A 14,223-nucleotide genomic window follows, 5' to 3' on the forward strand; every position below is an offset into this window, starting at 1 on the left:
ACCATATAGCAAAACTGCCTCCCGCCGGCTTTCATGCCGCTGCGGGAGGCAGTTTTGCTATATCTCTTATAGATTACTGTTGCGCCTAAGCCTCATCCCATTCCGATAAGCTCCAGAGCCTTTGCATTGAACTTCTCCGACGGCAGGTCATAGGGGAGCCAGTTGATAGGGAACCCTCTTCTCTCCATGCCGCGGAACCATGTCATCTGCCGCTTGGCAAACTGATGGATGGCAATCTCAAGGCCGCTGACCATCTCCTCGCGGCTCATCTGTCCGGTCAGATGCAGAGTAAGGAATTTGTATTCCAGACCGTAGTAAATCAGATCGTCAGGAGCTATGCCGCTGTCGAGCAGCCGTCTGACCTCTTCGATCATTCCGGCTTCAAGACGCGACTGAAGACGCTCCGTGATGCGCCGTCGGCGCGACTCGCGATCAATTTCCACTCCTATAACCACCGCATCGGTCATAGGGTTCGGCACAGCTTTCACAGCCGCCTCAGGGTGCTCATGATAATAGGTCTGGATCTCGATGGCTCGGATGGCACGTTTCACCGTATCGACATCTGTCACATTGTGGAGATCTTTCATAGCCGACAGCATTACTGTCAGCTCTTCAAGCGACTTGCCTACAAGGCTCCGACGCAGTTGCGGATTCTCCGGCACTTCAGGCAACTGAAGTCCTTTCAGCACACTTTCCACATAAAGCCCGGTGCCTCCGCAGAGAATGGTCCGCTTTCCGCGACTTTCTATGTCTGCCCTCGCTGCTGCGAAATCTCGCAGAAACTCAAAAAGATTATACTTGTAGCCAGCCGGACAGATGTCTATAAGATGCACCGGCACTTCACCGTATTCCTCAAGATCCTTTCCGGTACCGAGGTCCATTCCACGGTAGATCTGACGCGAATCGGCACTGATGATCTCGGCATCGATCTCGCGGGCCAGCTCAACGGCCCGCCGGGTCTTGCCCGATGCCGTCGGTCCTGTGATCACAATCAGTGGCTTGTACGCTTCCATCACGGACTCAGGCTTTATAACCCTCCGATGTGTTCTGTCTGCGCTGGAAGAGTTTGCGGAAGCGGTAGAAGGGCTTGTCTTCATTGAGCCTTGCCACTTCAAGCCAGCGTGAATTGTTGAAATCCACGTCCCAGTCACAGATTCCGTTCAAACGGAAGTTCGGACGATAGTTCTTTATCTTGTAGAGACGGCGGCCATCGCTGTCATAGGTCTTCCAAGCCATAGTGATAGTGTAGAGACGATGGATCTCAGTGGCGAGCATCGGCGTGAGATCTCGGTTGTAGAGCAGGCGCTGAAGCTGCGAGAGTGAATACCATTTGCCTTCGTAACGTGATGAGGAGATCACTTCACGGTTTTCAAGACAGCAGATGAAATGATAGATATTGTTAAGGCCTGAAACATCAGTGCTCTTGTACATGAAGCGCATTGAGTAGTTGTCCTCGCTGATGTTGCTTATATCGCCGAACACCTCTTTGGCCCTCTCTCTGCTTATTTCCTTAGCATACGGAAGTCTCAGCACCGCCGGAGTATCGAAGCGGTTGTTGTCAGGTACATCATAGTATCCGTCACTGCGGGTCAGAAAGACATTGTCGCCGGTCAATATTATGTAGCGCACGGTCGAGCCCGGTTCGCTGCCGCGCGGATTCATCTCCAGATGGTTGTAGTAATAGCCCCAGAGGGAGAAATAGCGCAGTCCGAGATAAACAATTGAGAGCGAATAGAAAATCACAGGCACCCAGTTGTAGATAAATGCATCTGTGCCGTTGATGTTGACATTGACGTAGAACAGTGAATAGTAGCTCCATGACAGCACCGAGACCGCAACTGAAAGGATCAGCAGCAGACGCACCTGAAACTGGCTTTCCTGACGGAAGATCTGTCCAAGGAAACCACGCTCGGATGCATTGCCGTGGCGTATGATGCACATGCGGCACACTTCAGCTGTGTCGCCCTTCAGAATAGCTATTCCACACAGGACAGATGCCACCGGACCAAGTATCAGTATAGTCAGATAAGGTATGTGGAGATTGATCACATCATCCGAGTAGAAAATCGACACAAAACCTCTGACATAGGCTACGGCGATAATCAGCATGATGACCACAGAGTAGCCAAGAGTCTTCAGGCAGATCGACTGGATCAGATTGCATGACATTGCTTCGTACCTCATGCCACTGTAACGATAGATAATCAAAAGCAACATAAGGCCTAAGGTAACCATAGGCAACCAGATCTTAGGGATAAACAAACCCACAAATTCAGGTATTGCAAGCGTACCTACCGCCACAGCCCAGTTGAGCCACAGGGAGAATATCGCGCTTTCATTACTTATTCGCTGTTCTGACATTTTATTAAAACAATAATTTATTAGTAGTGACCGTGCTAATCAACAATTCAGAATGTGTTAAAGTTTCGTTACGCCATGCTTTCACCTCGTTCAGCGCATGTTACGGTCGAAGTAGTCAAGCATCCGGGAGTAGACTGACAGACGGGCCCCGCAGCCATTGATCGAATGGTTCATGTTGGGATATATGAACAGATCACACCATTTGCCGGCAGCCTGAAGAGCCGACGTGAACTGGACTGTATTCTTGAAATGCACATTGTCATCAGCAGTTCCGTGCATGATCAGCACAGGCACTTCAAGGCCACCCACGGCGTTGATCGGAGCGGAGGCCTTATAACCGTCTTCGTTTTCACGCGGTGTCAGCATATAGCGTTCGGTGTATATGCTGTCATAGAAGCGCCAGTCGGTCACAGGCGCTATAGCCACTGCCGCGGCAAAAGGAGAAGAGCCGGTAGTCACACACATCAGCGTCTCGTAGCCGCCGTAGCTCCAGCCGCAGATGCCTATCCGCTTGCCGTCGACATAGGGTTGACGCGCGGCCCAGCGGCCTACGCCCTGCATATCTATGGTCTCATAATGACCCAGACGCTTGTAGACTATGGTTTCCCACTGACGTCCGCGACCTCCGGTGCCACGTCCGTCGGCACAGATCACTATATAGCCTTTCTTGGCGGCATACTGCATCCAGTCCATGCTCCAGGAGTCGAGCACCTGCTGTGAGCCGGGGCCACTGTACTGATGGAGAATCACGGGATAGCGGCGCGAGGGGCTGAAATCGGACGGCTTGATAATATAGGCGTTGAGTTCGATTCCCTCATCGGTGCGGATGGTTGTGAATTCTTTTTTCGGAGCCGCACCGTAACGCGAAGCCACTGCGGCATTGTCTTCAATCACGCGCTGCTGCTTGCCGTCTATATTATATAAGGTGTAGACCGGCGGGTGAGTCGAGCTGCTGTAGTTGAGGGTATAGACGCTCTTGCCGGGATTGAACCAGGCCGATGCGCAGCCCTTCTCCGGGCTTATGTGCTTCATCACTCCCTTGGCATCAATCCTGGAGACTACTCTGTTGATCGGTCCGGTGGCTGTGGACTGCACATAGTGATTGCCCTTGGCGTCGGTGCCGTAGTAGGCTGTCACTTCGAAATCTCCGCTGGTGATGGTGCGGGTCAGGGCTCCGGAATAGGTGTACTGGTAGGCATGCACATACCCGCTGCGGGCCGAGAGCACTACAAAATTATCGGCGTTGAGAGTCAGATTTTCATAAGTGCAAGGCTCTATCCAGGCCTGCTCTTCCTCCACGAGGATTGATTTGGCCACATTGGAGCGCGGATTCATGCTGAACAGTTCCATTCTGGTCTGGGCGCGGTTGAGCGTGGTGACAATCAGACGGTCAGGCGCGCCGCCATAGGCAATACGGGGTATGTATTCGAAATTCGAAACGGGAATGTCGAGATTTTTTGTCTTGCGGTTGTCAACATCGTAGGAATGGACGCTGACTTTGGAGTTAGGCTCTCCGGCTACAGGATATTTATAAGTGAAGCTACCGGGATAAAATTCATACTGCGTCATCGGGTCGCAGGAGCCTTCATAGAGCGGAAATGTAAATGCCGGTACTTCGGTTTCATTGTATTTGATATAGCAGAGAGTCATGTTGTCAGGAGCCCATGCCATTGACACAGAGGTTGAGAATTCTTCCTCATAAACCCAGTCGGGCACTCCGTTGATAATCTGTCCGGGCTTTCCGTCAGTGGTGACATCGACTTCGGTCTTGAAGTCTATCTTATGGAGGTGGATATTGTTGTCATTAGCAACGAAAGCCACCATGCGGCCGTCAGGCGAGAACTGCGGGGCCTGCTGGCGCTCGAATTTCTCTGACAGCGGATGAAGCTGACGGGTACGGATATTATAGACGTAGAATTTCGACATCGACGAGCGGCGATAGATCATCTTGCGCTCGCGGCCTACTATCAGTTTTGTCCCGTCAGGGCTGAGTATGAAATTTTCAATCTCAGGGATTGTTGTCTCACGTGTGTGGGTCACGTCCATGACGGTCTCCAGTTCTTTACCGGTGCGACTGTCGAACTTCACAATGCGCTTTCTGTCTGACGACAGTTCTAGATAGCTCTGCCCGTCAGGCATGTAGGCTGGAGCGGCTACACGCGCGGGTGAGTTTTCCGGATAGACGTAGGGGGCCATCGCGGCATCATCGGAGATTCCGGCGCTGACCGGCAGAACAGCGGCAGCGGCCATGAAACATGATATTATCTTTTTCATCACTGATTTCGAATGTATTTGATCTCAATATTTTATTTTCATTCAGCCATTCGGCTGTCAGCATACGGTAAGGCACTGAAAACCTGTTGATTTTTCTTTGTCAGAAGAGCGACAGCTGGGCTTCGTTGTCATTGGCCGGTTTGCGGGGAGGTTCATGATAACCGAAATCCGGATCGTCATGCTTGCCTTCTGAAAACCATTCGGTATTGTCGAGCGAGCTGTCTATTTTCACTTTTCGCGGGCGGCCTCTTCTTCGCTGCTGGCTCTGCTTCTCCGGAGCCTTAGGCGCGTCATCGAAGCCTATTTCAAGGCCCTGGTCGGCCGGACGGGCATATTCAGGAGCTGATTCCACGGCAGTGGCGGTAGAGTCAAGTTTCGACTGAAGTTCCTTGATCTGTTTGCGCAGACGCATCTCACTGTTGGCCTGGTTGTAGAGGTTTGTCTCTATGGTGCGGCGAAGTGATGCGTTAGATTCCTGAAGTTCTGCAATCTTGGCATCTTTCCGGGCTTTGAGTTCTTCAAATCCGTCGAGTTCTTTCTGTATATGCTCCACGGCCTGAAGCTGCTCCTGCTGCATTGTCTCAAGTTCTCGACGGGCCGCGGCTGCCTGATTGCGCAGATCGTTGATCATGTTGTCGCTCATCGAAGTCTTGACTTCGAGCTGCTCGCGCAGAGTCGACTGACGGGCGGCTTCCTCACGGAGCTTGCCGCACTCGGCTGTGAGTTCGGCTATCTTCTGATCGCGCTCGGCTATCAGGCTTTCATGTTCAGCAATCCGGCGCTCATGTTCCGCTACCAGTTCCTCACGTGCGTCCGGGCTTTCCATGACCTCCGCTTCGGTCTGAATATCATCACCACCTGCGGCTTTCTTCTGTTCTTCCTTTTCAGCCACGGTAGCTTCCAGCTCCTCAATCCGCGACTTGGCCTGGGTTAGTTCCTCTTCAAGCACGCTGGGCTTACGGCGACTGTAGAACCGCTCTTTTTCTTCGGCCTGCTTTGCAAGCTGCGATTCCAAATCATTGATTCGGTCAAGCAGGGCGCGCTTCTGGCGGTCGACACTCAGCTGCAGTCTGCTATTTTCTTTGCGGAGAACAGTCATGGCATTGTCATCACCTTCAAGCTCCGAGATGCGGGCTTCGAGCCGGCTTTTCTCGTCCTTCCATTGGTTGGCAGATGTGCGCATGGCCTGTTCGGCCTGCTCTCTGAGACGGCTGTCAATGGATTCGATCAGAAATTTGCGCTGGGCTTCGGTGTCGAGACACTTTTTGATGAAATCAGGCTGTGCACTGTTGAACACCTCGATCACGGCATCGAACAGAGCGGCCGGAAGAGCGGCGTTGTCCGCAGTCTCGACAGCCGTAGCTGCAGCCACGGCAGGCATAGAAGCGTTGTCCGCACTGGCAGCCACAGCCGTTTCACGCGACGGCTGTGCCTGCCGGGAATCTCCGGCGGCATATGTGGGGACGGTGGGATCATAGTCCTCTTCTTCCTCCTCACTGTCGGGCGAAAAGCCGAATGCCCGACGCAGAAGTGTCATCATTGACATATTTGCACTGTGGTTTTACCGGTTTTAAGGTAGTTGACTTAAAGGCCGAGGTATTGATAATTGAACGGCGGAGGTGGCCTGAGGCTCTGTGAAGGCATGCCACTCCATTGCAAAGTTAACTGAAAATTTCCAAAATGCCACACAATTGCGGTGGAAATACCCTCCTGGCGCAAAAAAATGACTAAATTTGCATTGCATTCAATCTATCACGCACTGTATTCATCCAGACCATGAGAAAAATCATTCTGTCTCTGATCTCAGCATTCATACTGCCTGCCGGGATGGCCGGAGCCGATTTAAAGGCTGCCGATTCTGTTCCTGACCTGCGTTGGGGCGACCTGGCCGACGGGACATTTGCCAACCCGGTGCTCAACGCCGATTATTCCGACCCTGACATCATCCGTGTTGGCGACCGCTTCTACATGACATGCTCGGAGTTCCATTTTATGGGCATGCCTATCCTCGAATCGACCGACATGGTCAACTGGCGCATTATAGGCCGGGTATATGACCGCATCGACCTGCCTGGCTATTCCGATATGTCAAAATACGCCGAAGGCACCTGGGCTCCGGCGCTACGCTATCACGACGGAAAGTTCTATATTTTTGTCTGCACACCCTACGAGGGCCTTTTCATGACCACTGCCACTGATCCGGCCGGTCCCTGGGAACCCCTGCACCTGGTCAAGGGCATCGAGAAGTGGGAAGACCCCTGCCCTTTCTGGGATGACAACGGCGAGGCCTATCTGGTGCGCAGCCGTCACCGTGCAGGACCTATTATCATCCACCGCATGAGTCCTGACGGCCGCAGCCTGCTCGACGAGGGCACTACGGTCTACAAAGGCCCGGTGGCAGAGGGTCCGAAGATGTTCAAAAAAGACGGCTATTACTACATCAGCATTCCTGAAGGCGGTGTCAGCACTGGATGGCAGACCATTCTTCGCTCAAAGGATGTCTATGGTCCATATGAGTCACGCCGTGTCCACGAAAAAGGCTCGACTGACATCAACGGTCCTCATCAGGGCGCGCTGGTGGATACTCCTGACGGTCAAGAATGGTGGTTCTACCACTTTCAGAACGCCGGTACCCGCGGGCGCGTGATACATCTGCAACCCGTGGAGTGGCACGACGGCTTTCCGGCAATCGGCACCGACTATGACGGCAACGGTGTCGGCGAACCTATGAAGATCTGCCGCAAGCCTGCCATAGCTGCAGACTGTGTCCCCTCGGCTCCGCAATCGTCTGACGATTTCTCCACCCCCTCTGTCGGGCTGCAATGGCAGTTCAACCATAATCCCGACACGGCTTACTATTCTCTGTCAGCCCGCCCCGGATGGTTTGAGATAAAGCCTCAGCCTGCCGACATCCTCCGCAATGCTAAAAACCAGCTGACCCAGAAGCTCATGGGCTACCGCTCAGAGGCTACAGTGACCCTCGATTTCAGCGCCATGACTCCGGGTGAACGTGCTGGCCTGGAATGTATCGGCAAGCAGTTTCACGGTGCGGGTATCATGATCGGCGGCACTGCCGGAAAGCCTGCGGCATCGCTTTATGTAGAAGCCGACAGCTCAGTAGTGTTCAGCAGACCTCTTTCGGCCTCCGAACTCCTTGACGGACAGCAGCAGATCTTCCTGCGTCTGACAGCCGACACCACCTCTGATGACTTCCATTTCAGCTATTCACTTGACGGCAATAGCTACGCACCGCTGGGTGAGCCATTTGCGATGCAACCTGGGTTCTGGAAAGGTATCCGTCCAGGCATCTATGCCTACTCAGTCAGAGATGCGGCACAACCGTTATCACCGGCCCCAACCTCAGGACGGGTCTGGTTCGGCAACTTCATCTATCGCCATGACGGACCGGCCGGAGGGCTTGAATAGATGGTTCAGCCATCACCCAATGACCGGTTTCCGTCCACCACCGAAACAGAATCAGCCGACAGCCTAATTTTCAAGGCCGTCGGCTGATTTTATTGTAGCAGCTGATTAGAATGAACGCCGCAGCTACGGTTCAGACTATCATCTCCGCAACATTTGACGCAGCCATGATGGCAAGCCAGGAATAGCGGCTCATTCCGAACGTCAGACTGACAGGCGAGACTACAGCATGGCCTATCCTCTTCATAGCCTTCGAAAATTCATCGCGGACATATGTAAAAGAATATGCCTTACCCTTGCGCTGCAACATCGGGAATATGTAAGGATTCCCGGCCTCGGCATATCTGCGCACTATCGCCATAGCCTTTTCACCGAGCTTCACCTCAACGGCTTTACCCTTCAGACGCCGTCGGTATGAAAGGACATCGCCACGAAGATTTTCCACCCTGAGATTGGCCACATCGACAAGTTCCAGCCCATGAGCATAGAAACAGAACATGAACACATCACGCACAAAGGCCAGATTGCCTTCTGACGACAAGTCTGCATCTGCAATCTTTCGGATCATGGCGGCATCAAGCGACTTTATGCGGGTGCTTTTCTGACTGTGGTCCACACTGATGTCCACATTGGCCGGCCAATTGAATTCGAGATCAGTCAGCCCGGCCTCCCTGGCCTGATTGAGCACCGACCTCAGTCCGCGCATATAAAAAGACACAGTCGACGGCGCCACACGGCGGCCCTGAAGATAACGGCTATAGTCCATGATCAGATCCGGACTGACCTCACTTACATGCACCTCCGCTCCGCCAAGAAACCCTGACAGACTGAGTCTGAGGCTACGCAAAGTATTGGCAAAACCCTTTCCCTGAAGCCGATATCCGGCTATCAGCGAATCGATATATCCCAGCAGAAGACTGCGGTCAGAGTCTTCCGGCCGCGGAGCCTGAGGCTCGAAATCATCACGAAAGTCACGGCCTACGGTAGCAATATCGCTTTTAATAGGGAAATGCTCTCCACAACTCCTGATCCGGTCAAGATACGGATTATCTCCGGCAAACAATCGGCGACTCTCATCGGCCACCTCATCAAGAGTCACCTGCCCTCGGCTCTCGGACAGATGCTCGATAACACAATAGATACTCTTCAGATCGCAGACAATCTGCCGGCGGGCCGTAAGAAGCACACGTTCATCAGCCCCTCTGACCACACTTGTGACATTGCGCTCAGCCGACCCCTCCCGGATCACATAATAGACCGCCCCGGCCACACCCTCAGTCCGCGACTTTCGAAATCGAGCCGTAATCGAAAACATTCAGAGAATTATCTAATTTATAGCTGATGGGATACTCCGGACTTTTGAGTTGAGGACTTCGCCGACTTTGTAGACGTAGCGGGAAGCGTCGAGGAAGAGGTTGGAGTTGACGCCGTTTTTGCGGTAGGCCTTGAGGTGGTCTGAGAGGATGCACAGGTGGCTTTTGAGACCGGAGGTGGAGGCGCCGCCGGTGCGCATGGCCACGCAGTCAAGCGGGATGTAGCGGGTGGGGATGCGCTGGATGTAGATCAGACGAAGGAGGTGTTCAAAGTCGGCGGCGACGCGGAAGTTGATGTCGAAGCTGCCGTGGCGGTCGTAGACGCTCTTGCGGCAGTAGAAGGTGGGATGGGCGGGCTGGAAGCCGAGTTTCATCATCCAGGGGCGGAAGGTGCGGGAGGAGTAGTAGCGGACACTGCGGCTGAGATCGGAGTCGTCGACGTAGTGGACGTCGGCATAGACGGCATCGATTTCCTGATCGGCGAGTTCGGCGGCAAGGGTGGCCACGATCGAGTCGGCGGTGAAGAAGTCATCGGAGTTGAGGATGCCGATGATGTCGCCGGTGGCCATTGCGATGCCTTTGTTCATGGCGTCGTAGATGCCGCGGTCGGGTTCGCTGACGTAGCGCAGACGGCCTTGGTAGAGAGGCTCAAGCTCACGGACGATGTCCATTGTGTTGTCTGTGGAGGCGCCGTCGACTATGATGTGCTCGATCTGTGTGTAAGTCTGTCGCAACACTGACTCCATTGTGTCGCGCAGTGTCGCACCGCTGTTATAAGTGGCGGTGATGATGGAGATTTTCATTGAGGTTAAATATTGTGTGTGATCAGCAAGTATGAAGAAATGTGTATTGGCAATGAGGGAGAAGGGTGACGGGGGCGGTGGCGTTTTAGAGGCTCACGCCATATTCTTCGCGAAGCAGGCGGGTGATTTTTTCGGGGTCGTTGCCACATTTGCGCTTGATTTCATAGACTTTGGCATCGACAAGAGTGCGGTACCACCAGCCTTGTATGAAGGTGAAGATGAAACCTTCCTTTCCGTCACGCCATGCGCCTTTGGCGAAGTAGCGGTAGAGGAAGTAGGCAAACGATCGCCAGAACAGCGGCTTGCGGGCATAGCTGTGTTTCTTCCGCCGCTTGCTGCCGGCCTGAGTGTTGATCACGCGGCCTTCGTCTGACTGGGCGGCTCCGGTTAGCCCGATTTCGATATCGATCAGATCGGCGGCCTCTCTGACGGCATAGTTGACATGTTTGTGACAAAACCACGAGAGATTGTTGAGGTTGTGGTCGCAAAAGTCATTCTCAAAGCAGATGTTTTCACCTTCATCAATCTGAATGTGTTCGTCCATCAGACGCTGTTCGCATTTGCCTTTGCCGAATCTGAACAGGCGCAGAAGAGTGACGGGATAAATGCCGTGTTTCATCCACCGGTCCATGAATATGTGGCGGCGGTTGAACGAGATTCCGGATATATTTTCCGGCATGTCGGGCAGTTTTTCTTTAATTTCCTCGATGAGTTCCGGCAAGAGGTATTCATCAGCATCCAGCCGGAGCACCCATTTACCGGTAATCGGGGCGTTTTCGAGTCCCCAGTTGAACTGATAGGCGTAATTGTTGACCCATTTGTTCTGGAGGATTGTGACATTCGGGTAGCGTTTCGCTATCTCAAGCGTCCGGTCGGTTGAAAAACTGTCGATAATGAATATTTCCTTTGCAATAGCCGACACGTTTTTCAAACAACGGTCAATGTGAAGTTCCTCATCCTTTGTGAGGATTATGACTGAAAGATCAAGCATCTTTTATAACACGTTTCTTAATGAATTTCGCAGGATTCCCACCGACAACCGTCCACGGCTCGACGTCTTTGAAGACAGCAGCACCTGCTCCAACTACGGCATAATCTCCAATCTTGACTCCCGGACCGACAAAAGCCCTTACAGCAACCCACGCATGAACTCCAATCACTATAGGCCATGATATCATTTCATGTCCAGGGCTTTTTATATCATGAGTCCCAGGGCAAATAAATGACTCTTGCGAAATTGTTGCATATTCTTCAAGAGTAACCATATTGACATTGTACAAATTAACCCTGTCATCAATGCATGCGCCCTCTTTCATTGTCAAAAACCAAGGCGCCCAAATTCTTACAGAGGCATGCACATTTGCCGTTTTATGAAGTTTAGCCCCAAACAGTCTTAGTATCATATTTCGATATAAGCGAAACACCCGTGTCCCAAAAGGACGGAATAAGACAATATATGCTATTGCCCACAACAATCGTCCAACTTTATTTCCAAACGAAAGATGATTCTTATATTTTGGAATCTCCATAATAACTTTATTGATATTATGTTACTTTATTATATAAATACAAATTCTGGTTTTGGTGCTATACCAAGAATCCATTCATATAGATTTTTCATTTTAGTCCCCAATGCCTCAACAGAATAATTGCGGCGTATTAGCTCACGGCCATTTTCGCCCATTGTTTTCAACTTATTTTCCCCCAGCATGTAGGCACTAAGGATAGTCTGATTTATTGAATTTTGGTCATTTGAAATCCACCATCCGCAATTGTGCTTCGGAAGTTCCTGCCAAGGCATTCCTGTTGATGCAATAACCGGAACTCCATGAACCAATGCTTCAGTTACAATATTTCCAAAATTTTCATAATCTGATGGAACCACCAATATTGACAATGAATCAATCGCAGCATCCTTCTCTTTTCCTGTCAGAAAACCAGCAAACTTGACATTTGATAGGTTCAATCGGCAGACCTCATCATGAAGAAATTTTTCATAGGAGTTATCTCCACCTCCAATTATAAGGAGCTCAGCATCGTCAGGCAATTTTTCTCTAAGATCGGCCATAGCGTAAATCAGGCGTTCAATGCGTTTACGAGGGTGAACACGGCCCAAATATCCTATCCTGAATTGAGGCTTTTCGGGGATCGGTCTGTCGATCAGCCCTTCTGTCTCGATTGGGTTCGGAATTACAGCTACCGGATTTTTAAATCCAAGCGCTCGATAGTGTTCCATTTCTTCAATGCAGGTTGCCTGAACTGCCGCCGCATTACACAAAGTATGATCCTGATAAAGTCTACGCATTATCATTTTTAATAGCCTTTTATGGGCCAAGGCCTGAGGATAAAACATCCCCCGCAACGTCACTACGTATGGCTTCCGATGTTTCATTGCATATCGGGCAAGCTGTGTTCCATGCAACATCCAGACTCCCTGGACATGATAAAGATCTGCATCTCCGATAGATTTAACTGTCTCATCATATTTAGGCACATAAGCCAATGTGCCATATTTAGGCTGTCTGTAATAAATCGGCTTGGCGGCTTTATCAATAAGTTGGTCTCCGGGATCGATAGGTGGCATTACGATATCTGTATCAACACCTTTTTCGCGCAAGCCCTTTATTGTAAGCCATGTGCTTAAAGCCGGGCCACCAGAATGAACATTCAGATGGCCGGAATGAATTATGTGCATATTTGTCAGAAAATATGATTAATGTATTTAACCTGTTTGATCTGCTCAATGCCCCTATTCAAAATCAACGTGAGAATTAGAGCTAAAATCAACGTTATTATCTCGCAAATAAGGCTGGAATGATGTGAAATTGTAGATGTTATAGCAGAACGAGCACCACAATTTTTTAAGAATAAGATACATATCAAAATATAATCGCCCCCTTTAGCTTAATCCAAAGCGACTATGCCGGATTATGTATTAAAGTTGACTGATAATATCATGCAATCTAAATGCCTGAGCTTGACAACTGATCTTTGCTCTATATTCCAAATTTTTCTTCTTGGCTGTATCAAGAGTATCTTGAGAAATCAGAAACGGCATCAGTTTATCAGCAAGATCGCTTGGATTTCCAGCTTTAAACACATCGCCTCCTTCAGACTCCTTTATAAGGCAATGAGCACCGATTCCATCACTGACAACCACAACATTACCCCTTTGAATAGCTTCATTTATTCTTATCCCCCAAGGTTCTACTCGGCCAGGAGCAACAAGTATATCTATTTGTGAAAGCAATGTTGAATATCTTTTTGAATCAAGAACCCCTTCCAATTTTACTCTATCTTCAATTCCTAATTGGCTTATCAGATTCTTAATATAATCTTGCTTTGAACCTTTACCGGTTATATGGCATACAAAGTTTTGTACCCCTTTATCCCTGACAATTGCAAGAGCTTTAACCAATATATCCACCCCCTTATAATGCTCAATCAAACCCGGACAAAGAACATGGAGTTTCCCATCGCCAGCCTGGCTATAATGGAATTCGGACTTCTCATCTGTATAATATCCGAACGGAAATACCATACGGAATCCAAAATTCCGAAATTGGTTAAGATCTCGATCCGATGAACCCGACAGACACATTACACCCAGACTGTTTTCAGAAACCCTCCTAATTCTATACGGAAGAACAATTGACATAAAAATTGTTTTGAGCAATTTACGAAACCCTTTTTCAAGGTTAAAATATGCCTCTGACATATTTGCAAACGCAATATTATTTTCTATTGCGTAATCAATCAATTTTCGCATTCGATCAGGGTAACTGATACCATTGAACAGATGTATTCTATCTGTGTATCTATCCAAAATCTTTTTCCCGTCCTCATGCCATTCGTCATCACTAAGTATGATGTGATTTTCAAATAGTTTACCTCCATCATCCCACCCCATAGCTTTACGAAACTCGCTCAATTTGCCAGTCACGACAATAGCCTCTTTATCAACATCTTGAGCATATGATTTCAATACATTAATCATTCCAGCACAAGGAATGTTCCACCAAAATACTACTTTTTTCATTCTCTAACTC

11 protein-coding genes are annotated in these 14,223 nt (G+C 50.2%); 1 reads left to right on the forward strand and 10 read right to left on the reverse strand.

Annotated features, from left to right (window positions below; all coding sequences use genetic code 11):
• Positions 1-92 precede the first annotated feature (92 nt).
• The 4 genes from miaA to C5O23_RS06525 all read right to left on the reverse strand — a co-directional run bounded on the left by miaA (position 93) and on the right by C5O23_RS06525 (position 6,181).
• On the reverse strand, positions 93-1,013 hold the full coding sequence (gene miaA, locus C5O23_RS06510) for a tRNA (adenosine(37)-N6)-dimethylallyltransferase MiaA (RefSeq protein ID WP_107032144.1): 921 nt from the start codon (positions 1,011-1,013) through the stop codon (positions 93-95).
• A 7-nt stretch (positions 1,014-1,020) separates the two neighbouring features.
• Positions 1,021-2,361, reverse strand: a complete 1,341-nt coding sequence (locus tag C5O23_RS06515) for a hypothetical protein (RefSeq protein ID WP_133166518.1) — start codon at positions 2,359-2,361, stop codon at positions 1,021-1,023.
• A gap of 90 nt (positions 2,362-2,451) precedes the next feature.
• Positions 2,452-4,635, reverse strand: a complete 2,184-nt coding sequence (locus C5O23_RS06520) for a DPP IV N-terminal domain-containing protein (protein WP_107032146.1) — start codon at positions 4,633-4,635, stop codon at positions 2,452-2,454.
• A 100-nt stretch (positions 4,636-4,735) separates the two neighbouring features.
• Complete coding sequence (locus C5O23_RS06525) at positions 4,736-6,181, reverse strand: coiled-coil domain-containing protein (protein WP_107032147.1); 1,446 nt, start codon at positions 6,179-6,181, stop codon at positions 4,736-4,738.
• A 230-nt stretch (positions 6,182-6,411) separates the two neighbouring features.
• Here C5O23_RS06525 and C5O23_RS06530 point away from each other — a divergent pair, with 230 nt between their 5' ends.
• Positions 6,412-8,061, forward strand: coding sequence for a glycoside hydrolase family 43 protein (locus C5O23_RS06530; protein WP_107032148.1), 1,650 nt, complete (start codon positions 6,412-6,414; stop codon positions 8,059-8,061).
• 130 nt (positions 8,062-8,191) lie between these two features.
• Here C5O23_RS06530 and C5O23_RS06535 read toward each other — a convergent pair whose 3' ends face one another.
• From C5O23_RS06535 to C5O23_RS06560, 6 genes are all read right to left on the reverse strand, one after another.
• Positions 8,192-9,373, reverse strand: a complete 1,182-nt coding sequence (locus tag C5O23_RS06535; protein ID WP_133166519.1) for a tyrosine-type recombinase/integrase — start codon at positions 9,371-9,373, stop codon at positions 8,192-8,194.
• A gap of 12 nt (positions 9,374-9,385) precedes the next feature.
• Positions 9,386-10,174: a glycosyltransferase family 2 protein gene (locus C5O23_RS06540; RefSeq protein ID WP_107032150.1), complete on the reverse strand. Its 789-nt coding sequence runs from the start codon at positions 10,172-10,174 to the stop codon at positions 9,386-9,388.
• A gap of 85 nt (positions 10,175-10,259) precedes the next feature.
• On the reverse strand, positions 10,260-11,165 hold the full coding sequence (locus C5O23_RS06545) for a glycosyltransferase family 2 protein (protein WP_107032151.1): 906 nt from the start codon (positions 11,163-11,165) through the stop codon (positions 10,260-10,262).
• Positions 11,158-11,577: an LbetaH domain-containing protein gene (locus tag C5O23_RS14610; protein ID WP_205743431.1), complete on the reverse strand. Its 420-nt coding sequence runs from the start codon at positions 11,575-11,577 to the stop codon at positions 11,158-11,160. The genes C5O23_RS06545 and C5O23_RS14610 overlap by 8 nt, the downstream gene beginning before the upstream one ends.
• A 155-nt stretch (positions 11,578-11,732) precedes the next feature.
• On the reverse strand, positions 11,733-12,869 hold the full coding sequence (locus C5O23_RS06555) for a glycosyltransferase (protein WP_107032153.1): 1,137 nt from the start codon (positions 12,867-12,869) through the stop codon (positions 11,733-11,735).
• A gap of 240 nt (positions 12,870-13,109) precedes the next feature.
• On the reverse strand, positions 13,110-14,213 hold the full coding sequence (locus tag C5O23_RS06560; RefSeq protein ID WP_107032154.1) for a glycosyltransferase: 1,104 nt from the start codon (positions 14,211-14,213) through the stop codon (positions 13,110-13,112).
• Between the last annotated feature and the right edge of the window lie 10 nt (positions 14,214-14,223).

It is taken from the genome of Duncaniella muris (genome assembly GCF_003024805.1).
Taxonomy (GTDB): domain Bacteria; phylum Bacteroidota; class Bacteroidia; order Bacteroidales; family Muribaculaceae; genus Duncaniella; species Duncaniella muris.